This window comes from Eubacteriaceae bacterium Marseille-Q4139, assembly GCA_018223415.1.
GTDB lineage: Bacteria > Bacillota > Clostridia > Lachnospirales > Lachnospiraceae > CABSIM01.
Genome location: JAGTTQ010000001.1, coordinates 3,513,602 through 3,540,231 on the forward strand (window position 1 = coordinate 3,513,602; position 26,630 = coordinate 3,540,231).

Annotated in this window: 23 protein-coding genes; 22 read left to right on the forward strand and 1 reads right to left on the reverse strand. The window is 54.3% G+C overall.

The genetic code is table 11. The features are described 5' to 3' along the window. Positions 1–48 precede the first annotated feature (48 nt). From KE531_16770 to KE531_16800, 7 genes are all read left to right on the forward strand, one after another. On the forward strand, positions 49–1,014 hold the full coding sequence (locus KE531_16770; protein MBR9955242.1) for a pyridoxal-phosphate dependent enzyme: 966 nt from the start codon (positions 49–51) through the stop codon (positions 1,012–1,014). A 75-nt stretch (positions 1,015–1,089) separates the two neighbouring features. Beyond that, a complete protein-coding gene (locus tag KE531_16775) occupies positions 1,090–1,443 on the forward strand; it encodes a zf-HC2 domain-containing protein (protein ID MBR9955243.1) in 354 nt (117 codons plus the stop codon). Between the two features lie 19 nt (positions 1,444–1,462). Further along, the gene (gene polA / locus KE531_16780; protein MBR9955244.1) at positions 1,463–4,096 is read left to right on the forward strand and encodes a DNA polymerase I; all 2,634 of its coding nucleotides are present in this window, start codon (positions 1,463–1,465) and stop codon (positions 4,094–4,096) included. A 3-nt stretch (positions 4,097–4,099) separates the two neighbouring features. Further along, entirely contained in the window at positions 4,100–4,702 is a 603-nt protein-coding gene (gene coaE / locus KE531_16785) for a dephospho-CoA kinase (protein MBR9955245.1), read from the forward strand. Further along, a complete protein-coding gene (locus tag KE531_16790; protein ID MBR9955246.1) occupies positions 4,689–5,486 on the forward strand; it encodes an MBL fold metallo-hydrolase in 798 nt (265 codons plus the stop codon). The genes coaE and KE531_16790 overlap by 14 nt, the downstream gene beginning before the upstream one ends. Before the next feature lie 13 nt (positions 5,487–5,499). Then, the gene (locus tag KE531_16795; protein MBR9955247.1) at positions 5,500–6,144 is read left to right on the forward strand and encodes a histidine phosphatase family protein; all 645 of its coding nucleotides are present in this window, start codon (positions 5,500–5,502) and stop codon (positions 6,142–6,144) included. Then, positions 6,134–7,312, forward strand: a complete 1,179-nt coding sequence (locus tag KE531_16800) for an SAM-dependent methyltransferase (GenBank protein ID MBR9955248.1) — start codon at positions 6,134–6,136, stop codon at positions 7,310–7,312. Before KE531_16795 ends, KE531_16800 begins: the two co-directional genes overlap by 11 nt. Here KE531_16800 and KE531_16805 read toward each other — a convergent pair. Next, entirely contained in the window at positions 7,307–8,524 is a 1,218-nt protein-coding gene (locus KE531_16805; protein ID MBR9955249.1) for a nucleotidyltransferase family protein, read from the reverse strand. The genes KE531_16800 and KE531_16805 overlap by 6 nt on opposite strands. Before the next feature lie 252 nt (positions 8,525–8,776). Between KE531_16805 and KE531_16810 the strand changes: the two genes are divergently transcribed. The 15 genes from KE531_16810 to plsX all read left to right on the forward strand — a co-directional run bounded on the left by KE531_16810 (position 8,777) and on the right by plsX (position 26,628). Further along, positions 8,777–9,109 (forward strand): cyclic-di-AMP receptor, encoded by a 333-nt coding sequence (locus KE531_16810; GenBank protein ID MBR9955250.1) that lies wholly within the window; start codon positions 8,777–8,779, stop codon positions 9,107–9,109. A gap of 131 nt (positions 9,110–9,240) precedes the next feature. Beyond that, the gene (gene pta / locus KE531_16815; GenBank protein ID MBR9955251.1) at positions 9,241–10,242 is read left to right on the forward strand and encodes a phosphate acetyltransferase; all 1,002 of its coding nucleotides are present in this window, start codon (positions 9,241–9,243) and stop codon (positions 10,240–10,242) included. Between the two features lie 90 nt (positions 10,243–10,332). Beyond that, a complete protein-coding gene (locus KE531_16820) occupies positions 10,333–11,523 on the forward strand; it encodes an acetate kinase (GenBank protein ID MBR9955252.1) in 1,191 nt (396 codons plus the stop codon). A gap of 193 nt (positions 11,524–11,716) precedes the next feature. Further along, positions 11,717–12,244 carry a DUF177 domain-containing protein gene (locus KE531_16825; GenBank protein MBR9955253.1) on the forward strand — a complete coding sequence of 176 codons (528 nt, stop codon included), beginning with the start codon at positions 11,717–11,719 and terminating at the stop codon, positions 12,242–12,244. Between the two features lie 2 nt (positions 12,245–12,246). Further along, the gene (gene rpmF / locus KE531_16830; GenBank protein MBR9955254.1) at positions 12,247–12,429 is read left to right on the forward strand and encodes a 50S ribosomal protein L32; all 183 of its coding nucleotides are present in this window, start codon (positions 12,247–12,249) and stop codon (positions 12,427–12,429) included. A gap of 114 nt (positions 12,430–12,543) precedes the next feature. Further along, positions 12,544–13,833 (forward strand): histidine kinase, encoded by a 1,290-nt coding sequence (locus KE531_16835; protein ID MBR9955255.1) that lies wholly within the window; start codon positions 12,544–12,546, stop codon positions 13,831–13,833. Further along, complete coding sequence (locus KE531_16840) at positions 13,833–14,636, forward strand: response regulator (GenBank protein MBR9955256.1); 804 nt, start codon at positions 13,833–13,835, stop codon at positions 14,634–14,636. Before KE531_16835 ends, KE531_16840 begins: the two co-directional genes overlap by 1 nt. A gap of 101 nt (positions 14,637–14,737) precedes the next feature. Further along, positions 14,738–15,574 (forward strand): CPBP family intramembrane metalloprotease, encoded by an 837-nt coding sequence (locus tag KE531_16845; protein ID MBR9955257.1) that lies wholly within the window; start codon positions 14,738–14,740, stop codon positions 15,572–15,574. After that, positions 15,571–18,645: an insulinase family protein gene (locus KE531_16850; protein MBR9955258.1), complete on the forward strand. Its 3,075-nt coding sequence runs from the start codon at positions 15,571–15,573 to the stop codon at positions 18,643–18,645. Before KE531_16845 ends, KE531_16850 begins: the two co-directional genes overlap by 4 nt. Before the next feature lie 158 nt (positions 18,646–18,803). Further along, the gene (locus tag KE531_16855; protein MBR9955259.1) at positions 18,804–19,529 is read left to right on the forward strand and encodes a polyphosphate polymerase domain-containing protein; all 726 of its coding nucleotides are present in this window, start codon (positions 18,804–18,806) and stop codon (positions 19,527–19,529) included. Next, positions 19,522–20,199, forward strand: a complete 678-nt coding sequence (locus KE531_16860) for a DUF4956 domain-containing protein (protein ID MBR9955260.1) — start codon at positions 19,522–19,524, stop codon at positions 20,197–20,199. Before KE531_16855 ends, KE531_16860 begins: the two co-directional genes overlap by 8 nt. 20 nt (positions 20,200–20,219) lie before the next feature. Beyond that, positions 20,220–22,205, forward strand: coding sequence for a carbohydrate-binding domain-containing protein (locus KE531_16865; protein MBR9955261.1), 1,986 nt, complete (start codon positions 20,220–20,222; stop codon positions 22,203–22,205). A gap of 278 nt (positions 22,206–22,483) precedes the next feature. Continuing rightward, positions 22,484–24,232, forward strand: a complete 1,749-nt coding sequence (locus tag KE531_16870; GenBank protein MBR9955262.1) for a CTP synthase — start codon at positions 22,484–22,486, stop codon at positions 24,230–24,232. A gap of 12 nt (positions 24,233–24,244) precedes the next feature. Continuing rightward, positions 24,245–25,459: an LL-diaminopimelate aminotransferase gene (locus KE531_16875; GenBank protein MBR9955263.1), complete on the forward strand. Its 1,215-nt coding sequence runs from the start codon at positions 24,245–24,247 to the stop codon at positions 25,457–25,459. 146 nt (positions 25,460–25,605) lie between these two features. Then, on the forward strand, positions 25,606–26,628 hold the full coding sequence (gene plsX / locus KE531_16880; GenBank protein ID MBR9955264.1) for a phosphate acyltransferase PlsX: 1,023 nt from the start codon (positions 25,606–25,608) through the stop codon (positions 26,626–26,628). The last annotated feature ends 2 nt before the right edge of the window (positions 26,629–26,630 follow it).

Sequence of the window (26,630 nt, forward strand, 5' to 3'; positions counted from 1 at the left end):
CAAAACATGGTAAAGTAAAGATAAATCAAAAAATCGGAGGGAACTGCCATGATAACTTTAGAAGACGTAAAAGCCGCAAAAGAGAGAATCAGCGGCTATGTATTAAGAACACCGCTCCTTCGCGTGCCGGCGCTGGATTCCATCCTGGGCTGTCAGGTCTATTTAAAGCCGGAAAACCTCCAGCACACCGGCTCCTTTAAGCTCCGGGGCGCCACAAACCGGATCTTATCCTTAAGCGACGAGGAAAAAAGCCGCGGAATCGTGGCCTGCTCCTCCGGAAACCATGCTCAGGGAGTCGCCTGCGCTGCCAAATCCTGCGGCATCGACGCCGTCATCATCATGCCCACAAACTGCAACCCGGCAAAGCTTGCAGGCGTGAAAGAGTACGGCGTTCCCGTGCTTCTGGTGGGGACTTTGGGGAGCGAGAGAGAGGCGAAGGCCGAAGAACTTGTGCGTACCGAGGGCAGAACCCAGGTGCACCCCTACGCCGATGACGGCGTCCGCGCCGGCCAGGGTACCATCGGCCTGGAAATCCTAGAGGACGAGCCGGATATGGACACGGTCGTCGTGCCCATCGGAGGCGGCGGTCTCATCACCGGTGTCGCCACGGCCGTAAAGGGCATGAAGCCGGACATCCGCGTCATCGGAATGGAGCCGGAAGGCGCGCCGCGTTACAGCTTAAGCCGGAAGGAAGGCCGTCCCGTGACCTTAAAAAAGGTGGACACCATTGCAGACGGGACGAGGACAGACCATGCGGATCCCGAAAACTTTAAGGCCATCGAGCGCCTGGTGGACGAGCTGGTGACGGCGGATGATGATGCCATAAAGAAAGCCATGGCCGTCCTCGCGGGAAAAGCGAAGCTTGTGGCAGAGCCGTCCTCAGTCATGGGAATCGCGGCGGCCCTCTCCGGAAAGCTTCCGGTAACGCCGGAAGAAAAGGTCTGCTTCGTCCTTTCCGGCGGAAACAACGACCTTCGCCAGCTCTCGGACATCCTGTCTTCCGGACAGGCATGATGCCCGATTTCAGTTGAAATCCTGCTGGGATTGTTGTATGATGATAGCCAGTAAACAGGAAGGGAGCGTGAGGACGTGACATGTACGGAAGCGGAAAAAATGGTTGTTCCCTATATCGAAGATAAGCTGTCCCTTTCCGAGCTTGAGGAGTTCATGGAGCACATCGAAACATGCGAAAACTGCCGGGAGGAGCTGGAAATCTACTATATGGTAGACGTGGGTTTAAAAAATCTGGACGAAGACAACGGAACCTACGACATCGCCGGCGATTTAAAGCGGAAGCTTACGGAATCCAGACGCGTTTTAAAGAGCCTTCTCATGTTCCGGATCACGCGTTATGCCGTGCGGACCCTGATGGCCATGAGCCTCATCGTCACGGTGCTCTTGCAGCTTCGGATCTGGCATCAGGCCGGCTTCCTCTTTTTCTAAAACATCACAGGAGAGCGACATGGAAAAACTTGTTCTGATCGACGGGCACAGCATCTTAAACCGTGCCTTTTACGGCGTCCCGGAGCTTACGAATTCCGAGGGCCTTCATACGAATGCAGTCTATGGATTTTTAAATATCCTGTTTAAAATACTGGAAGAGGAAAAGGCGGATCATCTGGCCGTGGCCTTCGATTTGAAGGCGCCCACCTTCCGCCACGAAATGTACGGAGATTACAAAGGGACGAGAAAGCCCATGCCCGAGGAGCTTCACGAGCAGGTGCCTGTGATGAAGGAAGTCCTTGCTGCCATGGAAATCCCGATTTTAACGAGAGAGGGCTATGAGGCTGACGACATCCTCGGCACGGCGGCGAAAAAAGCGCAGGCCATGGGAATCGAGGTCTCCATCGTCTCCGGCGACCGCGACCTGCTCCAGCTTGCGGATACCCACATCAAAATCCGCATCCCCAAAACGAGCCGCGGAACCACGGAAATCCACGACTATTACCCGGAGGACGTAAAGCGGGAATACCAGGTGACGCCGGCGGAATTCATCGACGTGAAAGCCCTCATGGGCGACGCCTCCGACAACATCCCCGGCGTTCCCTCCATCGGTGAAAAGACGGCCACAAACCTGATCGTCCAGTACCACAGCCTGGAAAATATCTACGCCCATTTGGACGAAGTAAAGCCGCCGAGGGCGAAAAAGGCCCTGGAAGAGCATAAAGACATGGCAGAGCTTTCCAGGACCCTTGCGAAAATCTGCATCGACGCCCCCATCGACTTTTCCTTAGACGACGCCAAAATCGGGAAGCTTTATACCCAGGCCGCCTATGACCTGATGGCGCGCCTTGGTTTTAAATCCCTGCTCCAGCGGTTCGGCGCCGAATGCGTGTCGGAAAACAGCGTAGAAGAGACCTTCGCCGTGATCCGCGATTTTTCCGAGGCGGAAAACTTCCTCAAAAAAGCGCAGACGGCAGAAAAAGCCGGCGCACAGCTTTTCACCGACAAAGACGAAATTTTCGGCCTTTCCGTCTGCCTGGACGGAAAAGAGAGCGCGTTTCTTCCGGCCGAGGGCTTTTTGACAGGCAGCTATCTGGCGGATGCATTAACCTCCCTCTGCAAAGCGCGGGAGGTCTGGGTTCTCGATTTAAAGAGCCAGCTTCCGTTTTTAAACTTAAATTACGGCGACGTTGTCTGCGACGCCGGCGTTGCGGCCTACCTCTTAAATCCGCTGACGGATACCTACGAATACGACGATCTGGCGAGAGATTACCTCGGCCTTACGGTTCCGTCAAAGGCAGACCTTTTCGGAAAGAAGGGCTGGAAGGCCGTCTGGGAAGAGGATGAAGACACAGTGAAGCGCTGCGCCTGCTATACGGCGTACACGGCCTGCATGGCGGCAGAGCCGTTAAAGAAAGCCCTCCATGAAACCGGCATGGAAGCCCTCTACCATGACATCGAGCTTCCCCTCATCTACGCCCTCTACCATATGGAAGAAGAGGGCATCGAAGTCCGCCGGGAAGAGCTTCGTGCCTACGGAGAGAAATTAAAGGGAAAAATTGAAATCCTCGAAAAGGAAATCTGGCAGGAAACCGGCTGCGAGTTCAACATCAACTCGCCCAAGCAGCTTGGCGAAGTCCTGTTTGAAACCATGCAGATCAAAGGCGGGAAGAAGACGAAGACAGGCTACTCCACGGCGGCTGACGTGCTGGAAAAGCTGGCGCCCGACTACCCGGTCGTGAAAAAAATCCTCGACTACCGCCAGTACACGAAATTAAAGTCCACCTATGCCGACGGTCTCGACGCCTTCATCGGAAGCGACAACAGGATCCACAGCCGCTTCAACCAGACCATCACGGCCACCGGCCGCATCAGCAGCACCGAGCCGAACCTTCAGAACATCCCGATCCGCATGGAGCTGGGCCGGGAAATCCGCAAGGTCTTCGTGCCGCGGGACGGCTTTGTGTTCCTGGACGCCGACTATTCCCAGATCGAGCTTCGCGTCCTGGCCCATTTATCCGGCGATGAGCGCCTGATTGAGGCCTACCGGAGCGCCCAGGACATCCACGCTATCACGGCGTCCCAGGTGTTCCACATCCCCCTTTCCGAGGTGACGCCGCTCCAGAGGCGGAACGCCAAGGCCGTAAACTTCGGTATTGTCTACGGGATCAGCGCCTTCGGCTTAAGCGAGGACCTCAGCATCACGAGAAAAGAGGCCCTGGAATACATCAACCAGTATTTTAAGACGTATCCCCAGGTCAAGGAGTTTTTAGACGGTCTCGTGGAGACGGCAAAGGCGGAAGGCTATGTGACGACCATGTTTGGCAGACGCCGCCCGGTGCCGGAATTAAAGTCGTCGAATTTCATGCAGCGTTCCTTCGGTGAGCGCGTCGCCATGAATTCGCCGATTCAGGGCACGGCGGCCGACATCATAAAAATTGCCATGATCCGCGTGGACAGGCGCCTCCGCGACGAGGGGTTAAAATCCAGGCTGATTTTGCAGGTACACGACGAACTTTTAATTGAGACCAGCATGGATGAGGAAGAACAGGTGAAAACCATCCTCTCCGAGGAGATGAAGCATGCGGCCGCCTTAAAGGTGGAGCTGGAAATCGACATGCACGACGGGAAAAACTGGTTTGAGGCCAAGTAGGAGATGGAAGAAGTGAAGAAAAAACGGATTCTAGGGATCACAGGCGGCGTCGGGGCCGGAAAAAGCAGCGTTTTACAGGTGCTTTCCGAGTCCTTCGGTGCGAAAATCATCCTGGCCGATTTGGTGGCCCATGATCTGATGGAGCCGGGGAGCGAAGGGCTCTCGCGCGTGACGGCCGCCCTTGGAACCGGTTTTATAAAGGAAGACGGCTCCGTGGACAAAGAAAAGCTTTCGTCGCTGATTTTCCATGACGAAGCGGCCAGGAAAACCATGAATGCCATCATCCATCCTCTTGTGTGGGAGACCATAAAAAAAGAGGCGGACGAGGCCAAAGAGCCGATTGTGGTGGTGGAGGCGGCGATTTTTGACACAGCGCCGGAAGGCTTTTTCGACGCGGTCGGCTACGTCTATACCACAAAGGAAAACCGGATTCTCCGCCTCATGAAAGACCGGGGCTATACGAGAGAAAAATGCGAGTCCATCATGAAACGCCAGGACTCCGAGGAAGAATACAGAAAACGCTGCACCTTTGTCATCGACAACAACGGCGATAAGGAGACAGTAAAAGAGCAGCTGAAGGGAATTTTAGAACATGAGATTTGTTAGCATTGCCAGTGGGAGCAGCGGGAACTGCATCTATGCGGGGACGGAAACCACTCACGTCCTCATCGACGCCGGGATCAGCACGAAGCGGATTGAAAAGGGGCTTTGTGACGTGGGCGTAAAGCCGTCGGAGCTTTCGGCCATCTGCATCACCCACGAGCACTCCGACCATGTGCGGGGGCTCGGCGTCCTTTCGAGGAAATATGAAATCCCCATCTACGGGACGGAAAAGACCCTGGAGGAGATCCGGAAAATGAAGTATCTCGGGGAATACCCGAGAGAGCTTTTCCGCCCGATCCGCCCGGATGTGGATTTCGCTGTGGGCGACATGACCGTAAAGCCGTTCCACATCGACCACGATGCTGCCGACCCGGTGGCCTACCGGATCCAGCAGGGCGGGAAGTCCATTGCGGTGGCGACCGACCTGGGCCATTACGACCAGTACACCATCGATCACCTTCTGGATCTGGACGCTGTCCTTTTGGAGTCCAACCACGACCTTCACATGCTGGAGACCGGCCCCTACCCCTACTACTTAAAGCGCCGGATCATGGGCGATTACGGCCACCTCTCCAATGAGAATGCCGGACGGCTTTTAAACTGCATCTTAAACGATAAGCTAAAACATATCCTTCTGGGGCATCTGAGCAAGGAAAACAATCTCCCCGAGCTGGCCTACGAGACCGTAAAGGTGGAAGTCGACATGGGAGAGTGCCCATACCGGGCCTCCGATTTCCACATTGCCGTGGCAAAGCGGGATGAGATGTCCGAGATCCTTACGGTTTAGAGGAGACGAAGCCATGAAATTTTATCTGATCCGCCACGGAAGGCAGATGAGCCCGCTCTGCAACGTGGACGTGCCGCTGGCGCCGGAGGGACGCCGCCAGGCAGAGCTTCTCGGCAAACGTCTTGAGGCAGAGCGCCCGGATGCCGTCTGGTCGAGCGGGCTTCTCCGTGCCGTGGAGACGGCGGAAATCGCAAATACAATCTGGAACCTTCCCCATGTGATCCGGCCGGATCTCAGAGAGATTTCCTTCGGAGACATGGAGGGCATGAGCGACGCGGAAATTGTGAAAACCTTCGGGGAATTTCTGGCGGAAAAAGCGAAGATGAAACGGGATCTTCCCTATCCCGGCGGGGAATGCTGCGCCGATGTGGCAAAGCGCGTGCTGCCGGTTTTCGAGGAGATGGAAGAGAGCGGGATGGAGCGCATTGCCGTCATCACCCACGGCGGCGTGATCCGGAGCCTGCTCTGTTATTTCCTCGGCCTGGACTTTGCGAAAAACCGGCTGTTCGCCTCCCACCTGGAAAATTGCAGCATCACGGAGATCGAAAAGAAAGAGGATGGCCGGTACTATGTGAACCGGATCAACGACTACGGGCATCTGGAGCCGTGGCCGGAGCTTTTAAGGAGCGGATGGAGTGGAAAAAATGATGGAAAATGACGGGCTTCTTAAAACAATCGAGGAGCTTCTCACAGAAGATTTAAGACAGATGGTGTTAAGCGGCCGCCTGCAGGCGGACGGCCCCATGAAGGTTCGGCTCCGCCCGGTTCTAACAGGCGGCGTGTTAAAATTCCAGGCGGAAGAATTCGTCGGCAAACAGGCCTTCCATAAAAATCTTCCGAAGGAAGAGGCTGCAAGCTACGTGACCGGCCTTTTGGGTACTTCCTTTAAGCAGCTCCAGGCGGAGACGGCCGCCCTCGAGGCATCGGTTCTCGTGAGCAAAAAGGGCAAGGTCACGATCCATAAGAAAAAGAAGGCAGAGCCGGTCCTTTCCGACGCCTGGCGCGCCTCCCTGTCCCACAACCGGAAAAAGCATTACATCCTCGAAGAGGGAATCCCGGTGCCGTTCCTCGTGGATCTTGGCGTCCAGACAAAGGACGGAAAGATTGTCCATGCCCGCTACGATAAATTCCGCCAGATCAACCGCTTCCTGGAATTCATCGAGGACGTGCTTCCGAAGCTTGATAAAAACAGGGAAAACGTGATCCTGGATTTTGGCTGCGGGAAATCCTACCTGACCTTTGCCATGTACTACTATTTAAAGGAATTAAAGGGGTATCCCGTCCGCATCATCGGCCTGGATTTAAAGGAAGACGTGATCCGCACATGCAGCCGCCTTGCGGAAAAATACGGCTATGAAAACCTGACGTTTTTAACCGGCGACATCGCCTCCTACGAAGGCGTCGACCATGTGGACATGGTGGTGACGCTCCATGCCTGCGACATGGCCACGGACTACGCCCTTTATAAGGCCGTCAAATGGGGCGCGAAGGTGATTCTTTCGGTGCCATGCTGCCAGCATGAGTTAAATGCCCAGATGAAGAGTGAGCGGTTCGCACCGCTGTTCCAGTACGGGATTATCAAGGAGCGGACGGCTGCCCTGTTTACGGATGCGCTCCGGGCACAGCTTTTAGAGAGCCAGGGCTACCGCGTCCAGATTTTGGAGTTCATCGACATGGAACACACGCCGAAAAACCTTTTAATCCGCGCCGTGCGGCAGGGGGAGAAAAAGGACAACCGGCATGAAATCGAAGATATTTTAAAGGAACTTTCCGTAACCCCGACGTTATACCGGCTTTTTAGCGAAAGCGGGGAAGCGGATTTATAGGATGATGACCGGCCGGGTGTATTCGTTCGGAAGCGGACGCCCGGCCGCATGGTTTAGCTGGGCGGCGAGGCGGTAAAGCTCCGCCGTTTTTAAATGCTTTTCAAAAAGAGAGAGGGCAGGCCCGGAAAGCCGTTCTCCTGCGTCGGCCACCTTGGAAATCATGGGAACCCCGGCTTTCTTTTTCATTTCCGATAAAAGCGGCACGGCGCTCCGCCTAAAGCCAAGGATCCTGAGCCACGGCGCGCTGTCCATGTCTTTAAACGCTTTCGTTTCCTCTTTTGTAATTCCCAGGATTACGCTCATGAGGGCACGGTTTACGCGGGTGTAGGTGTACTGCCTGTCCTTGGCGGCCGCCGTCAGCCCGCCGGCTTTTTTAAAATTCAGGCGCTCTCTGAAAAGCTTTGCCGCCAGATCCGCCGGCATGGAGGCCGTCTCTTTCAGACGCTCCAATGGAGAGGTCAAAAGCTTTTCCGAAAGCAGCATGGAAAAATCGTCAAACTCCACCGGGACGCAGCCACCGTCCTTTAAAAGCCCCGGAAGAAACGCAGGGACGGCCCTTTCAAAGTCCACATTCCGCCCTTCGAGATACGCGCGCCTTAGCGCCGTGGCCGAGGCAAAAGAGCCGGCAACGGTTTCGCTGTGGTAGCCATCATCACACCTTGGTACCGTATATGGAACTATGTTGGAATGGAATTTTTTTAAGGCCCTCAGGTATTCGACGGCCAAAATATCGTTGGGGGCGGCCAGAGCCTGGGCATCCGACAGGGCAAAAAAGGCATCGGCCCTGGCCTGCGGCCAGGTTTTCCCGCTTTTTACGCCATCCCGGATTTTCGCGGAAACGTCCTCCCGCGAAATATCCATAGAAGCTTCCTGCGCCTTTAAAGCCTCGATGTCGCCGCATTCGCTGCCGAAAGAGAGAAAATCCGTGACGCCTGTCTGATTTAAAAGCGAGACGCCGCAGTCGGCAAAGTCGGCGGCGCTGGAAAGGGAGCCGAACACCGGCATCTCAATCACCAGATCGGCGCCGCCAAGGAGTGCGGCACGGCAGCGCAGGTACTTGTCAAAAAGGGCCGGCGTGCCTCTCTGCATGAAATCGCCGCTCATGACGATAATCACAAAGTCCGCGCCGGTCATTTCCCGTGTTTTCTGAAGCTGGTAGAGGTGCCCGTTGTGGAACGGGTTGTATTCTGCAATGATTCCTGCTGTTTTCATGGCTGTCGGCTCCTGGAGTTCTATCTGTTATTTTTTGCATTCGTTTTATATTGTCCGGTCTTTCCATTAAATATATAATAAATATAAGTTTAAAGCAATATTAAATTGTTATTAAGAGATAATTGTGTTATAATGGTGGAGAAGAGATGCAGGCGAAAGCCCGCAGACGGTGTCCGGCCTCCTGTTTTGCCCCGGCGGCATGTGCCGGGAAGCAGGACGGAGACGGAAATGAACCAGGAAAGGAATGATTTTATGAAGTTAATTTACGCAATCGTCCGTTACGACAATGAAGATGAAGTGATCAGCGCCCTGACAAAGAAACATTACAGCATCACCAAGCTTGCCACCACCGGCGGATTCCTGAAAAAAGGCAATACGACGCTTTTAATCGGTACCGAAGCGGAGCATGTCTCAGACGTCATCGAGACCATCAAGCAGGAGTGCGGAAAGCGCCAGAAAATTACCATCAACATGCCTTATATCTCCGGGGCTGCCATGATGAACTGTGCCACGATGCCGATGACCGTAGAGGTCGGCGGAGCGACGATTTTCGTCATCGACGTAGAGCATTACGAGAAAATCTGACCTTCCCTGTCCAGGTACTGAAAAAAGTGCAAGAAAAAGAAAAAATCGGCTTGTATGGAATATTTTGCTGATATATAATAAAATTATTGCAGCGTGCAAATACAACGGAAAGAGAAGGGAGTTTATCAATCATGTCATTCATTGAGCGGATGAAAGAGAAGGCAAGACAGAACAAGAAGACGATTGTCCTGCCGGAGAGCGACGACAAGAGAACCATTACGGCTGCCGCAAAGATCTTAGAGGAGGGCACGGCAAACCTGATCTTAATCGGAAACGAAGCAAAGATTAAGGAAGAGGCTTCTGCCCTGAACGCAGACGTAAACGGCGTTACGTTCGTAGACCCGGAGACGGATCCGGAGTTCGGCCACTATGCCGAGGCTCTGTATGAGTTAAGAAAGCACAAAGGAATGACGCTTGAGAAGGCGCAGGAGACTTTAAAGAATGACTTTATCACATACGGTGTTATGATGGTAAAGGAGAATAAGGCAGACGGCCTTGTTGCCGGCGCCTGCCATGCAACGGCTGATACCTTAAGACCGGCACTCCAGATTTTAAAGACGGCACCGGGAACCGAGCTGGTATCCGGCTTCTTTATCATGGATGTTCCGAACTGCGAGTACGGCGACAACGGCACGTTCCTGTTCGCTGACTGCGGCCTGAACCAGGATCCGACGTCGGAAGAACTGGCTGCCATCGCAGACAGCAGCTCCAAGAGCTTCCGCGCCCTTGTTGGCGACGAGCCGGTCATCGCAATGCTGTCCCATTCCACAAAGGGAAGCGCAAAGCATGCCCTGGTGGACAAGGTGACAGAGGCTACGAGAATCGCAAAAGAGAAATATCCGGAGTTAAACCTGGACGGCGAGCTTCAGCTTGACGCTGCCATCGTTCCGGCAATCGGCGAGTCCAAGGCAAAGGGCAGCAAGGTGGCTGGCCATGCCAACGTCTTAATTTTCCCGAACCTGGACTGCGGAAACATCGGCTACAAGCTGGTTCAGAGACTTGCAAAGGCAGAGGCTTACGGCCCGATGCTCCAGGGTATTGCAAGACCCGTCAACGACTTATCCCGCGGCTGTTCTGCTGAGGATATCGTAGGCGTTGTAGCCCTGACGGCTGTACAGGCCCAGATGGCTTAATTCTTCTGAAAAGAAACGAAAAATGCGGCCGGGGGACGATGCCCCGGCCAGAGAGAAAGCGCAATGCGCGGAATAAGGAGTTTTTTTGTCATGAATATTTTAGTTATTAACTGCGGCAGTTCTTCCTTAAAGTACCAGCTCATCAACTCCGACACAGAGGCAGTCCTTGCAAAGGGCCTCTGCGAGAGAATCGGAATTGAGGGAAGCCAGATTACTTACCAGCCGGCCGGCGGCGAGAAAGAGGTTACGGTTTCTCCGATGCCGACCCACACCCAGGCGATCCAGATGGTTCTGGATGCCCTCACCAATGAGAAGACGGGCGTTATTAAGAGCCTTGCCGAGGTTGGCGCCGTAGGACACCGTGTGGTACACGGCGGCGAGAAGTTCACGACCTCCACGCTGCTTACGGAAGAGGCCATCAAGGCTATTGAGGAGTGCAACGATCTGGCTCCGCTTCACAACCCGGCAAACCTGATCGGTATCCGTGCCTGCCAGGAGCTGATGCCGGAGACTCCGATGGTTGCTGTTTTCGATACGGCTTTCCATCAGACCATGCCGGAGGAGGCATATCTTTACGGCCTTCCCTATGAATACTATGAGAACTACAAGGTAAGAAGATACGGCTTCCACGGAACCTCCCACAGCTTCGTATCCAAGAAAGCTGCCGAGCTTGCCGGAAAGCCCTACGAGGATCTTAAGATCATCGTCTGCCACCTTGGAAACGGCGCAAGCCTTTCCGCAGTAAAGAACGGAAAATCCGTTGATACGAGCATGGGCCTTACCCCGCTTGAGGGCTTAATCATGGGAACCCGCTCCGGTGATATGGATCCGGCTATCATGGAGTACATCGCAAAGAAAGAGAACCTGGACATCGCAGGCGTGATGAACGTCCTCAACAAGAAATCCGGCGTTCTTGGCCTTTCCGGCGTATCCAGCGACTTCCGTGACATCGAGGGCGCGGCTGCCGAGGGCAATGAGCGTGCGGCAAAGGCACTGAATGCCTTCAATTACCGCGTAATCAAATACATTGGCGCATATGCCGCAGCCATGGACGGCGTTGATGTAATCGCATTCACGGCAGGCCTCGGCGAGAACGACAAGAACATGAGAAAGGCTGTTTGCAGCCACTTAAGCTACCTTGGCGTGAAGATCGACGACGCAGCCAACGATGTGAGAGGAAAGGACACGATCATTTCCGCACCGGATTCCAAGGTTATGGTGATGGTTGTTCCGACAAACGAGGAGTTAGCAATCGCAAGAGAGACTCTGGCGCTCGTTTAATCCGTAAGAATTTGAAAAGAGGTTTGTGGGGATGGAACGTCTGCATCCCCACATTCTTTTTCAGATAATTTCCCGCAGGCCGTTCAAGCCGTGCAGAAAGCATGGATTGGAAACTGCGAAACGGTTACAATTTGTAGTTGACAAATACTACCTGCATATGTATAATATCATAGGTGCGTATTAGGAGATCAATATGCTGATACACTTATCTGAAGTTTTAACCCATGAGGGCAGGGAAAAGACCTGGGACATCCCCTTTGAAAAGCCGGTTTTCGACGGCGCGGAGGGAAGTTATCCGGTGGTTTCATCGGAGCCGGTTCATATTGTCCTCAAAAATCTCGGAAAGCGGAAGGTTTCCCTGACAGGCGGCACGTCGGTGACGCTGAGGATTCCCTGCGCCAGATGTTTGGAGCCAGTGGACTATATTTGCAGCATGGAATTTGACGAAGAGCTGGATCTTGGCATCTCCGATGAGGAACGGGTAAAAAACTTGGATGAACAATCTTATTTAAACGGTTATCAACTGGATACAGACCAACTGGTGTGTAACGAACTTTCTTTGAGTTTGCCTATGAAGGTCCTGTGCAAAGAAGATTGCAAAGGGATTTGTAATAGATGTGGAGCAAATCTCAATTATGAGACTTGCAGCTGCGATACCAGGTCTCTTGATCCAAGGATGGCAGTAATCCAGGATATTTTTAAACAGTTTAAGGAGGTGTAACCATGTCTATCTGCCCAAAGAACAAATCTTCTAAAGCAAGAAGAGACAGCCGCAGAGCAAACTGGAAGATGAGTGCTCCGAACTTAGTAAAATGCAGCAAATGCGGCGCGCTGATGATGCCGCACAGAGTGTGCAAGGCATGCGGCAGCTATAATAAACGCGAGATTGTCAAGGTTGAGGACTAATTGCAGTTCTTTATGATCCGGACAAAGAGTGTAAATTGAAAAGCAGGAAACAAAGGGAAGCTGGTTGAAGATTTTTCATCAGCTTCTTTTTATTAACCGGAGGAAAAATCATCCATGGAACAAATGCTTGCAGCCAACATCGCTCTCGACAGCTTTGGAATCATTCTGTCTCTGATCCCGATTGTCTATCTTGTAAGCGGCGGACGGTACAAGGAGAAGCTGAACCGCTTCTTTTTAGGCGTCTGCATTTCCAATCTGTTTATGATTGTGGGGGATCTGGCGGACTGGGTGCTTCACTCTCCGTCCCCGGGCTTTCAGCAGAATCTGCTGGCGGCCCTTTCTGCGCTTTTTTACGTTTCTTCTGCCTTTGTGCTGTACTTTTTCGCACTGTATATCACGGAGTACATAAAGCCTTCGGAGCAGGCGCAGCGCCTCTGCCGCAGGGCGGTGACGGCGGTGTGCGGCGTACATGTCTTTTTTGCAGTTTTAAGCCCTTTTACGGGCGCGTTCTTTTATGTGACGGACAATGGCTACCAGCGCGGCAGCCTGTTCCTGATTTCTCAGCTTGTGCCTTTATTCTGCTATCTTTTGTTTACGCTGCTTTTAATCCTTTACCACGGGAAGTTAAAACGGCGGGAGCTGATCTTTTTTCTCCTTTACATTTTTGTGCCCCTTGGCTGCGGCGCGGCACAGATGTTTTTGCGCGGCATCGCTGTCGTCAATATCGGGGTGGCCCTGGCGCTTTTATTTATCCTTGTGAATATCCAGTTTGAACATGAGCTTGCCTTAAAGCGGCAGGAGAAGGCGCTGGCGGAACAGCGGATCGACATCATGTTAAGCCAGATCAAGCCTCACTTTCTTTACAACGCCCTGGGAACCATCGCCTGTTTATGCAGGACGGATCCCGAAAAGGCGGAGTGGGCGACGGAGGAATTTGCCATGTTCCTGCGGGCCAATATGGACAGCTTAAAGAACCGGGAGCCGATTCCCTTTGAAAAGGAGCTGGCCCATGTGAAACATTATCTGTATCTGGAAAAGCAGCGGTTTCAGGAGCGGCTTCAGGTAAATTATGACATCCGGGCCACGGACTTTTATGTTCCGCCCCTGTCCCTTCAGCCATTGGTGGAAAACGCGGTGCGGCACGGGATCCTCCAGAAAAAGGAGGGCGGAACCGTCACCATACGGACGTTTGAGACGGAGGAGGACGCCTTTGTTGTTGTCATGGACGACGGCATCGGAATGGAACAGGCGGCGGGGCTTCCGGATTTGGGAGACCATGCCCACATCGGGCTTGAAAACGTGAGGGAGCGGCTGGAGAGCATGGTGGAAGGCGAAATGAAGATGGAAAGCAGCGGGGCAGGGACGGTTGTGACTCTGCGGATCCCGTTGGTGGGAGGGTTCTGATGCGCTTTTTGGTGGTGGACGATGAAAAAATGATGTTGGACGGTTTGGAGATGATGTTAAAAAAGCTGCGTCCGGAGGCGGAGATCCTGTCCTTTTCCTGGCCGGAGGATGCGCTTGCGGCGGCCGGAGCCGTTCCGGCAGACGCGGCTTTTCTGGATATCCAGATGGGCGGCATGACAGGGCTTGAGCTGGCGGTGCGGTTAAAGCGCCTCCGCCCGGACATGCATATTATTTTTGTGACCGGATATGCTGACTATGCGGTGGAGGCCTTTGCCATGCATGCGTCGGGGTACCTTTTAAAGCCGGTGAGCGAGGCGGCACTTAAGCGGGAGCTGACGTTCCTTTACGGGGAGCCGGAGACGAAATGCCGCATCCGCGTCCAGACCTTCGGCGGGTTTGAAGTGTTTGTGGAGGGAGTCCCGGTTCGGTTTGAGCGTTCCAAAGCAAAGGAACTGCTGGCGTATCTGATCGACCACCGCGGCGCGGCAGTGACGACGGGAGAGGCCTATGCAGCCCTGTTTGAGGACATGGAAAATTCGGTGGCAGGAAAGTCTTATTTCCGTACCATTGTCCATAGCATGAAAACGGCGTTAAAGAAGGCCGGAGCAGAGGAGATCCTCGTGAAAGGCTTCAATTCCATGGCGGTTGTGCCGGAAAACATGGACTGCGATTATTACCGGTTCTTAAAAGGCGATCCGATTGCCGTCAACCAGTACCGGAACGATTATCTGCCTTCTTATAGCTGGGCCGAGGCGCGGAACGGAAGCTTTGAATTTGAACGCGGCTTAAATGGCGGAAAATGATAAAACATGGCGGATTTGTTGCGCTTTTGTTGCGCCTGGTCTGTTACACTGTCAGAGAATTCTATGTTTCTGAAAAGGAGCAGGCAAGGGAGGTATCTGTCATGCGAACAAAAAAACAGCGGAGCCACTGGTTTTTGAAATATCCACTGGTTCCGGCATTTGTCCTGCCGGTTTTTGGCATCCTTGGGGTGGCACTTTTGGGGCAGGCCGTGATCCTGGTTCTTTTGAACGTGTTTGGAGAGGGAATCCGGGTGTTCCGGGATCTGCCGGCCATCGTCAACGATGTCCTGCGGATTCTGCTGGCCTTTCTCATGATCGCGGTCATGAAGCGCACAAACGGCGGGAAATTTATCTTTGGTTTTAGCAGTGAGAATGGGAAGCTTTCCTTCTGGCTTGCGGCACCTGCGCTCATCGTTGCGGCGTCAAACCTGGTGGAATACTCCATGGCGGGACTCCCGTTCAGGGCTTCCCTTGGCGGTGTGTTCTATGCGCTTTTATGCGGCGTGGCCCCAGGCTTTTTTGAAGAGGTTGCCTGCCGCGGGATTCCTGCGGGAAATATGATGCAAAGATGGAGGGAGAAAGAGAATTACATTCTCTGGAGCGTGCTGGCTTCCGGCATTGCCTTTGGCCTCGTGCATCTCATCAACCTGTTAAACGGAGATCTGCCGGCGACGGTTTTGCAGGTATGCTATGCGTCAGCAATGGGGATTTTCTTCGGCGCCGTATATGTGCGGACGCGCAGCCTCTGGGGGCCGGTGATCGTCCACAGCATCATTGATTTCACGGCATTTTTATTTGTGGGTGACCCGGAAACCTCCATGTTTCAGATCATTTCGGCAGTCATAACCACCATTTTTTATACGGCGGTTGGGCTGTATTTGATCCGGCGGGAGAAAAGGGAGGAAATCAGGAAGCTTTGGGAAGGAGAGGAAGGATGAGGAAAAACAGAACGAAAGCGGCCGTCTTTCTTTTAGCGGCATTTTTGACAGGTGCGGCGGCAGTCGGATGCGCGGCGCCGGAAACGGAAACGGCTGCCCAGACAGAAGAAAGCAGCACGGAGGTTCCGGAAACGGAAAGCGCGGAGGCGGAATCCGAAGCCAGTTTTGGGGAGGTAGGAAATACCACGGCGGGATTTACCCTGGATTCGGTTTCCGAAAGCGCGATTCTTCAGGGAGAAATCTACCATTTTTCCCATGAAGCAAGCGGGGCAAAGCTGGCGTGGATTGCCAACAGCGATCCGGAGCTGGCATTCTGCATCGGCTATCACACGCCGTGCGTGGATGAGACCGATACCAACCATATTTTTGAGCATGCCATCATCACCTCGTCGGAAAAGTATCCCGGCACGACGCTGTTTTTTGACCTGATGGGCAAGAGCTACAATACGTTCGTGAATGCCTTTACCTATTCGGTCTTTACCATGTATCCGCTCGCCTCGGAGAGTGAAGACCAGCTTTTAAAAATGATGGATGTGTACATGAGCTGCATGGCTGCACCGGGGATTCTGACGGAGGAGAATCTGTTTAAGCGAGAGGCGCTCCGTTATGAGCTTGACAGCCCCGACGGCGAGCTTGTCATGACGGGCACGGTCTTTGCCGAGGACAATGCCTATCTGACGGATGTGAATTCTGAGGCAAACAACAACGTGTTGGACGCGCTGTTTCCCGGACAGTATGCGGCCAACAGCATCGGCCGGATGCATCGGAATTACAAAGATCTGACCTACGAGGGGGCCATTGCCACCTATGAGCGGGCGTACCATTTCGACAACAGCCTGATCCTTTTGTACGGGGATATGGACTGCGAGCGGGTGCTTCAGTTCCTGGACAGTGAATATCTGTCCAAGGCCGGTGTAAATGGTACGGATCTTTCGGCCTATGAGGATCCGAAGACAGAAGACGGCCATGTGGAAGTGACGGTGCCGGTTCCGGCTTATGAAGGCGATGCCTCGGAAAACGCCTCCCGGATTGACTATGCGATCAGCATGGAGGAAGCCGCATGGGAGGATCTCCTTGCATGGCAGGTGGTAGCAAGCGTCCTGAATCAGGAGAACGGTGCTTTCTATGAAAACCTGAAGGCGCAGGGAATCCAGAATCCTGCGGGGGTCAAGATGGAGATCACGACAGGAAAGCCGTATCTGTTCTTCGTGCTCACCTATGCCGAGCCGGAGCAGGCAGAGGCCTTCCGGACAGCGGTGCTTGATACATTAAGCCAGGTGGCGGAGGAAGGAATCCAGGAGGAGCTTTTACATTCTGTGCTGAAACAGATAAAAACTTCGTCCTATCTTACTAGAAATGCGTCCAACGTGGGAGTCAACGCCTTTCCGGATATCATAAACCAGTGGGCTCACACCGGGCGGACGGATTATTACGAGACGTTTGAGAACGTGCTTTCCGAACTGGAACAGGATGCGGAACAGGAAACCATCCGCCGTCTGGCAGCGGCGGCCAGGGATGCGAAAAGGACGGCGCTTGTGAGCAGTGTGCCAGAACCGGGACTTGCAGAAGAGCTCGATGCGGAGCGGGCGCAGTGGCTTTCGGATAAGAAGGCCTCCATGAGTGAGGAAGAGATCAACCAGTTAATTCAGGATACGGAAAGCTTCCGTGAATGGAACGAGCAGACCGTTTCCAACAATGATTTTGTGGTGGATCCCGATGAAATTGAAGATGTGGAGGCAAATATTTCCTATACGAAATCAGAGGAGGACGGCGTGACGTACTTCCTTGCTCCGGCGGAGGCAGAAGAGGTAGGGAGCTACGTCCTTTACCTGGATGCCGGGGAGCTCACGGAAGAACAGATGTTTGAGCTTGGCCTTGTGGATCTGCTGCACGGCGAAATTGGAACCGGGGAACATTCCACGGAAGAAATCATGGCGTTAGGCGGAGAGTATTTTTATTCCCTCAGTACGACTCAAATCTACCCGGAAGGTGAGGACGGACGTCCGATGTATCGGATTAGCTGGACGGCGCTGACGGAGGATTACGAGGCGTCCCTTAAGCTTCTTCTGGAAACGCTCAGTCAGGCGGATTACAGCGACACGGCCCGTATCCGGGAGCTTTTAGAAAGAAACGCAGATCAGTACGACCTTTCCAGAACATCGGATCCCATGAGTTTAGCCAGGGATCTGGCAGGAGCCGGTATCAACCGGGACTATGCGTACAGGATGACCTACCTGGGGCAGGAATTTTATCAGTATCTCAAGGAATGCGAACAGAAGCTGGACGAAGACGCATCCTACGGAGAGGAGCTGGCAGGAAAGCTTTCGGAAACCTCCGGGAAACTTCTAAAGAAAGGCCGGATTATTTTTGCGTGTGCGGCGCCGGAGGAATCGCTGGAGATGATCCGGAATGTGACCGCGGCGCAGCTTGGGGCTCTGCCGGAGCAGGAGGCGGGAGACGTAAAAATACAGATCCCGGCGTACGGAATGAGGCAGGCCGCAGCCATCGAAGGAGCCAGCCAGTATTCGGCACAGGTTGCGTATGCGTATGAGACAGATGGGTTCCAGGGAAGGTATGTCCCGTTCCTGATGGCCGCCTCGGATCAGTATATTGTCCCGAAGCTTCGGTACCAGATGGGGGCATACAGCGCCGGTCTCTCATTCAGTGCAAATAGCGGCGGCGTCATGGCATACAGTTACAGCGATCCCAACGCGTCAGAGACCCTGGCCGTATTTGACGGCCTGGCGGAGGCGATTGCAGGGCTTGAGCTTACGGAGGAAGAGCTGGACGGCTACATCTTAAGCGCCCTTTCCAGCTACGGCAAGGTAAGCGGTGTGCTGGCAGAACCGCTTGCAGCCATCGAAAACGAGATCATGGGACGCGATAACAGCCGGTTGGCGGAAACGGTGAACGATATGAAGCATGCGTCGCTTTCCGACCAGCAGGCGGCAGCCGCGTTCTTTGCGGAGCTGCTTGAAAACGCCAGCATCGCCACCGTGGGAAACGAAGCGGTGCTGAAGGCGGAGGCAGAAGCATATGATTCGGTAATTTCTTATAAAGAAGTGGAGTAAAGGAACAGAAAAAGGCGCCGGAGCCTGCGGGGAGAAATTCCCTGGGGCTTCGGCGCTTTTTGCATTTTCTTCACAATTTGAACAACTCGCCGTCACATTTTCCCTGTACCCTTAAATGCGAAAACAGAGAAAAACTGCATGCAGGGAGGGAAAGACGCATGGTGCAGGAAGTATTTCAGAGACTGGAGAAAAAATATCTGATGACGGAGGCCCAGTACGGACGGCTCATGCTTGCCGCCGGAGGCCGGCTTCAGAAAGACGAATACGGGGAATACCAGATAAGCAACATCTACTTTGACACGCCGGATTTTCTTCTGGTGCGCCGCTCCCTGGAAAAGCCGGTTTATAAGGAAAAGCTCAGGCTGCGGGCATATGGGAGGGAGCTGCGCTCCGACTCCCAGGTGTTCATGGAGTTAAAGAAGAAATACGACTCGGTGGTTTATAAAAGACGGATCGCCATGGAGCTTAAGGAAGCCAGAGCCTGTTTCTATAACAGGGAGCAAACGGGGCGGGACGACCAGATTTTTAAGGAGCTGGATTTTGCCGCCGCGCGGTACGGGCTCATGCCGAAGGCGTACATATCCTACGAGCGGACGGCGTATTTCTGGACAGAGGATCCGTCGCTCCGCGTCACCTTTGACCGGAAGCTTCTTGGCAGGGATTATGAGCTGGAGCTTTCCCTTGGAAGCTACGGGAGCCGGATCATCGAGGAAGGGCTTGTGTTAATGGAGCTTAAGGCAGCCGGGGCCATTCCCATGTGGCTCTGCCATGCCTTAAGCGAAAACGGGATTTTCCCGTGTTCCTTTTCCAAATACGGCACGTATTATCGGAAGCTTGAGGCGGCATGCAGAGAAACGAGAGAGGAGAACAAAGATTGTGCTTGAGAGTTTTTTATTAAATGGTACGGTGGATATGACAGCCGCGAATCTTTTCGTCTGTACGGCCTGCTCAGCCGTACTTGGCCTGTGCCTAGCGGCGGTGCACCGGTACAAAAACAGCGCGAGCCGCAGCTTTTTAATGACGCTGATTCTATTGCCGGTCATCGTGCAGATGGTGATTATGCTGGTAAACGGGAATCTCGGCGCGGGAGTCGCGGTGATGGGCGCCTTCAGCCTCGTGCGGTTCCGCTCCATGCCGGGAAGTGCCAGGGAGATTACCAGTGTGTTTGCCGCCATGGCCATCGGCCTTGCGACGGGAATGGGATATCTTGGCGCGGCAGCGTTCCTGGCGGCGGCGGTTTCGGGGCTTACGCTCCTTTTCCTTGCAATTCCCGCGGAGGACGATAGAATGTTAAAGAAGGCGTTAAAGGTCACCATACCGGAGAACCTGGAGTACGCCGGGATTTTTGACGATATTTTTAAGGAGTACACAAGAAAAGCGAGCCTGGTACGGGCAAAGACCGTGAACATGGGAAGCCTCTATGAGCTGGAATATGAGATTTTATTAAAGAAGCAGGAAAAGGAAAAAGAGATGCTGGACGCTGTCCGCTGCCGAAACGGGAACCTGACGGTCTCCTGCGCCCGGCTGGCGGAGCGGGAGGACGGCGTTTTATAGAGAACAGGAAGGAGAACGGGATGAGAAAACGATTGCTGTGGACGAAAGGGGCCGCGGCCTTCATGGTGGCCTGCCTGGTTTTCCAGGTGACAGGCTGCCGGAAAAGTACGGAGGTTGGGCCTGGCATGACAGAGGAGAGCACGGCCGGGACAGAGGCGGAGACAAAAGCGGCGGAGAGCAGCGAAGCAGCCGCCGAGGACAGCCTGGAAGCGGCCGGAGGAATTTCCGCCTCCTATGACGAGGACGACCTGAATGCGGAATGGTCGGAGGAGGAAGCGGCCGCTGTGATTGCGTGCAGCGGGAAAGAGGCCGAAATTCAGGGAAGCGGAATTTCGGAGGAAAACGGAGTTCTGACCGTGAATGCCGCCGGAACGTATGTGTTCCGTGGAGACTATGAGGGACAGATTCTGGTGGATGCCGGTAAGGACGACGTAGTACGGCTGGTGTTCGACGGCTTTTCCATTTCCCATGTGACATCGTCGCCGGTCTACGGGCTCCAGTGCGGGAAGCTGATCCTGACGTTGGCCGGCGGGACGGAAAATACCGTGTCGGACGGGACGCTTTATGTGTTTGATAGCGAGGAGGACGATGAGCCGGACGCTGCCATTTTCAGCAAGGACGATTTGACGATCAACGGGACGGGCAGCCTTACGGTAGAAGGAAATTACAGCAACGGCATCCGCAGCAAGGATGATCTGCGGATTGTGTCGGGAACGATTCAGGTGACGGCGGAGAACGACGCCATCAAGGGAAAGGATGCCCTGATGATCCGGGACGGTGAGATTACCGCCGTGAGCGGACAGGATGGCTTAAAGTCCAACAACGACAGCGATCCCGACAAGGGCTATGTGGTGATCGACGGCGGTGTTATTTCCGTGACGGCAGGCGACGACGGCATCCACGGGGAGACCTGGCTTACCATCAACGGCGGCACTATTGACGTGACGGAAAGCTATGAAGGGCTGGAGGCCATGAAAATCGACATCAACGGCGGTATCATTTCGGTGAATGCCACCGATGACGGGATCAATGCGGCGGCCGTCTCCACCGGCGATGAGCAGGAAGACGAGCGAGCTAAAATGGAAGCCAATCCGGATGTGTATGTGCGGATTTCCGGCGGGGAAATTACCGTGAATTCCGGTGCCGACGGTATCGACTCCAACGGGAACCTGTATGTGACCGGCGGAACCGCCTATATCAACGGGCCGGAGTCCGGCGGAGACGGCGCCCTGGATTATAACGGGACGGCCGAGATAAGCGGCGGCGTGTTTGCTGCTGTCGGCAGCAGCCGGATGATGCAGAGCTTTTCTTCGGATTCGGAACAGAAGATGATCTATGTGTTCTATGAGGAAGGAAAAGAGGCTGGGACGTTCATCAGCCTGACAAACGCCGATGGGGACGAGGTCTTCTCCTGGACGCCGGAAAAGACGTATGAGTGCCTGCTTTTGAGCCTGCCGGAGTTTGCGGACGGGGATGTGTACCGGCTTGTGACCGGCGAAGAGGAGACAGAACTTACCATTGACGGTACCATTACAAAATCCGGCCAGGAAAATGGCGGCTTCCAGGGACGCGGAGGCCGCGGCGCCGGAGGCCGCCGGTTGGACGGCGCGGAAGGGCGTCCGGAGGGCGAGATGGGAGAACCAGGTACGTTTGAGAGGCCGGAGGGCGAGACGGGGGATCCGGGAGCGTTTGAGAGACCGGAAGGCGAAGCAGGCGAGCCGGGCGCATTCGAGAAGCCGGAAGGTGAAGCTGGAGATCCGAGCACCTTCGAGAAGCCGGAAGGCGAGGTCGGAGCTCCGGGAGCCTTTGAGAGACCGGAAGGCGAGACGGGAGCTCCAAGAGCCTTCGAGAAACCGGACAGCGAATCCGAAGCCCCGGAGGCCGGAACAAACGGCCCTGAACGGCCGGAAAAGCCGGGAGAAGGTGATCGGATGCCCTCGGCAGACGGAGAATCCCAGCAGCCGCCGGAAAGTGAAGCCGCTTCCGGCGGGGCAGAAGATGTGTAGAGAGACAAAACCATGGGACGCTGAAAAAATCCGGCGTCCCTTAAAAATTTCTGAAAAAACTGCTTTACAAATCGGCAAAAAAGGAATATAGTAGTTCCATATTTTTTTGTCACGGGGAAGCGGTAAAGTGCTTTCTATGAAAAGAACAGATTCCGTATGAAAAACGGTTTTTGGAAAAGAATATAAGAACAGATTGGGTGTCAAGACAATGGTGTCAGAGTCCTGAGGATTCTGTCACCTTTTTTCTTTATAAAGCAGAAAGTTTTCGGAGGTGCAGCATGTCAGTGAAATACGTTTTTGTGACCGGCGGAGTCGTGTCCGGCCTTGGAAAGGGCATCACGGCTGCGTCCTTAGGCCGGCTTTTAAAGGCCAGGGGATACCAGGTGACAATGCAGAAGTTTGACCCATACATCAATATGGATCCCGGGACGATGAACCCGATCCAGCACGGCGAAGTATTCGTCACCGACGACGGGACGGAGACAGATCTGGATCTCGGCCATTACGAGCGGTTCATCGACGAGAGCCTTGATAGGAATTCCAATGTGACAACAGGAAAAATCTACTGGACGGTGCTCCAGAAGGAGCGCCACGGGGATTTCGGCGGCGGCACCGTGCAGGTGATCCCGCATATCACAAACGAAATCAAGAATCGCTTCTACCATGGAAAAGATCCCGAAGAGAACCGGATCGCCATCATCGAGGTGGGCGGCACGGTCGGCGACATCGAGAGCCAGCCGTTTTTGGAGGCCATCCGCCAGTTTCGCCAGGAGATCGGCTACCAGAACTGCGTCCTGATCCATGTGACGCTTGTGCCGTATTTAAGGGCGTCCGGCGAGCTTAAGACGAAGCCCACCCAACAGAGCGTAAAGGCCCTTCAGGGCATGGGGCTTTTCCCGGACATCATCGTCTGCCGGACGGAGGTTCCACTTTCCGAAGATGTGCGGTCAAAAATCGCCCTGTTCTGCAACGTGCCGGAGGGAAACGTGCTCCAGAATCCCGACATGGAATCGCTCTATGAGGTACCCCTCGTGATGGAACGGGAGCGCCTGGCCCACGCGGTCTGCACCTGTTTAAATCTCCCCTGTCCGGAGCCGAAGCTTGCCGACTGGCGGTACATGGTGGACGCCTTAAAAAATCCCCAGAGTGAAGTGACCATTGCCCTGGTTGGAAAATACGTGAAGCTCCATGACGCCTACCTAAGCGTTATAGAGGCCTTAAAGCACGGCGGAATCGCAAACCGCACGAAGGTGCAGATGAAATGGGTGGATTCGGAGCTTTTGACAAAGGAGAACCTGGACGAGTATCTGGCGAACGTCGACGGCATCCTGATTCCCGGCGGCTTCGGAAGCCGCGGCACGGAAGGGATGATCCTGGCGGCCGGCTATGCAAGAGAAAACAAGCTGCCGTTCCTTGGAATCTGCCTTGGCATGCAGATGGCCATCGTGGACTTTGCGAGAAACGTCCTTGGCTTTGCCGATGCCAACAGCGCGGAATTTGCCCCGGATACGGCTCACCCCGTGGTGGATCTCATGCCGGAACAGAACGGTGTGGAAAACATCGGCGGCACCCTGCGCCTCGGCGCCTACCCCTGCGTGCTGGCGGCAGAGTCGAAAGCATATAAGCTCTACGGGAAGCCGGAGATCAGCGAGCGCCACCGCCACCGCTACGAGGTGAACAACGACTACCGCCAGGCATTTTCAGAAAACGGGATGATGATTTCCGGTACGTCCCCGGATGGACGGATCGTGGAGATGATCGAGCTTTCCGACCACCCGTTTTTCGTTGGCACCCAGGCCCATCCCGAATTCAAATCCAGGCCCAACCGGGTACACCCGCTGTTTGCCGGGTTCGTGGAGAGTGCCGAGGAACAGGGGATTTTAAGACGTGCAAAAAAGCTTTTGATGAAACGGAATCATCTGACGGAGGCGGAGGCACACCGCTATCTCCAGAAGACGAGTATGGATACAGGCCGCACCATGATGGAAAGCGCCCAGATGGTGACGATGTTAATGCCGGAAGATTAGGAGGAAAATACGATGTTTACAATCAATGAAAATTATCTGAAATTACAGGGGAGCTACCTGTTTGCAGCCGTTGCGAAAAAGGTGGCAGCGTTCCAGGAACAAAATCCCGGCACGGAGATCATCCGCTTAGGGATCGGCGACGTGACCCAGCCCATCGCCCCGGCCATCATTGAGGCGCTTCATAAGGCTGTGGACGAGATGGGAAAGGCCGAGACCTTCCGCGGCTATGCGCCGGAACAGGGCTATGAATTCTTAAGAAAGGTCATCGCAGAAAAGGATTTTGCGGAGCGCGGCTGTGACATTGCCCCCGATGAGATTTTTATTTCCGACGGAGCCAAATGCGACTGCGGGAATATTCAGGAAATCTTCGGCGCCGACGACATTGTGGCCGTCTGCGACCCGGTGTATCCGGTTTATGTGGACACCAACGTCATGGCCGGCAGGACGGGAAATTACGACGAGGCGACAGGCCGCTTTGAAAAGGTGGTTTACATGCCGTGCGTTGAGGAAAACGGCTTCGTCCCGGAGCTTCCCAAAGAGCGTGCCGACATCATCTACCTCTGCTTCCCCAATAACCCCACCGGCGAAGCCATCCGTCTTCCCGAGCTTCAGAAGTGGGTGGACTATGCCAATGAAAACGAGGCCATCATCCTCTTTGACGCGGCCTACGAGGCCTATATCCGCGAGGACGGGATCCCCCATTCCATCTATGAATGCCGCGGTGCGAGAACATGCGCCATCGAGCTTCGGAGCTTTTCCAAGAAAGCCGGCTTTACGGGCCTTCGCCTGGGCTACGCGGTAATCCCGAAGGATTTAAAGCGGAAGGGCGTTACGCTTAACAGCCTCTGGAGCCGCCGCCAGGGTACGAAGTACAATGGGACACCTTACATCATCCAGCGGGCCGGCGAGGCCGTCTACTCGCCGGAGGGCAGCGTCCAGGTAAAGGCCCAGGTGGATCGTTACATGGAAAATGCGGCGCTTCTCGTAAACGGCCTGCAAAAAGCCGGCTATACGGCATACGGCGGCGTCAACTCCCCCTATATCTGGATGAAGACGCCGGGCTCCATGACCTCCTGGGAGTTTTTCGACTTCCTTCTCAACAAGGCCGGCATCGTCGGGACGCCGGGCGCCGGCTTCGGGCCGTCGGGAGAGGGATATTTCCGTCTGACTGCCTTCGGAACCTACGAGAATTCCGTAAAGGCCCTGGAGCGGATTAAGAATTTATAAAAAGCGGCCTTATATCCCCGCCCCGGAAGGAAGAAAATGTCCGGGGCGGGATTTTCGTATGGAGCTTAGACGGCGGAAAAAGTTATTGATTTTATGAATCTTATCTAGTATAGTAGTTGGTAGATTTAGGCAGGGAGATAAGAATCATGATAAAAATTGCAGTGGACGCCATGGGCGGCGACAACGCCCCGGCGGAAATCGTAAAGGGCGCCGTGGAGGCGGTCAATGAGAGAACAGATATCCACGTATTCCTGACGGGAAAAGAAGATGTGGTAAAACAGGAATTAAAAAAACATACGTATAAAGAAGACCAGATCACCGTCGTGAATGCCTCGGAGGTGATCGAAACGGGAGAACCGCCGGTCAATGCCATCCGAAAGAAAAAGGATTCGTCCATCGTAGTCGGCATGAACCTGGTAAAAAGCGGCGAGGCCGACGGCTTCGTTTCGGCCGGAAGCTCCGGCGCCATCTTAGTGGGCGGCCAGGTGATCGTCGGCCGCATCAAGGGCGTGGAGCGCCCGCCCCTTGCGCCGCTAATCCCGACGGAGACAGGCGTATCCCTCTTAATCGACTGCGGCGCCAACGTGGACGCCAGGCCGTCCCACCTGGTGCAGTTTGCCCAGATGGGTTCCCTCTACATGGAGCATGTGGTGGGAATCAAAAATCCGCGGGTGGCCATCGTAAACATCGGCCTTGAGGAAGAAAAGGGCAATGCCCTCGTAAAAGAAACTTTCCCGCTTTTAAGAGAATGCCCCGGCATCAACTTCATCGGCAGCATCGAGGCCAGGGAGATCCCCCACGGCGGCGCCGATGTGATCGTCTGCGAGGCGTTTGTGGGAAATGTGATTTTAAAGCTCTATGAAGGCGTCGGCGCCACGATGCTTTCCATGGTGAAGAAAGGCCTGATGTCGGATCTTCGGAGCAAAATCGGCGCCCTCTTGATAAAGCCGGCCTTAAAGCGGACCATGAAGAGCTTTGACGCCAGCCAGTACGGCGGCGCGCCGCTTCTCGGCTTAAAGGGGCTTGTGGTAAAGACCCACGGAAGCTCCAAGGCCAACGAGGTGAAAAATTCGATTATTCAGTGCATTTCCTTCAAAGAGCAGGCCATCGGCGAGAAAATCGGCGAACGCCTGGGGAAAAAGGAAAATATGAATGCACAGGAAGCGTAAAG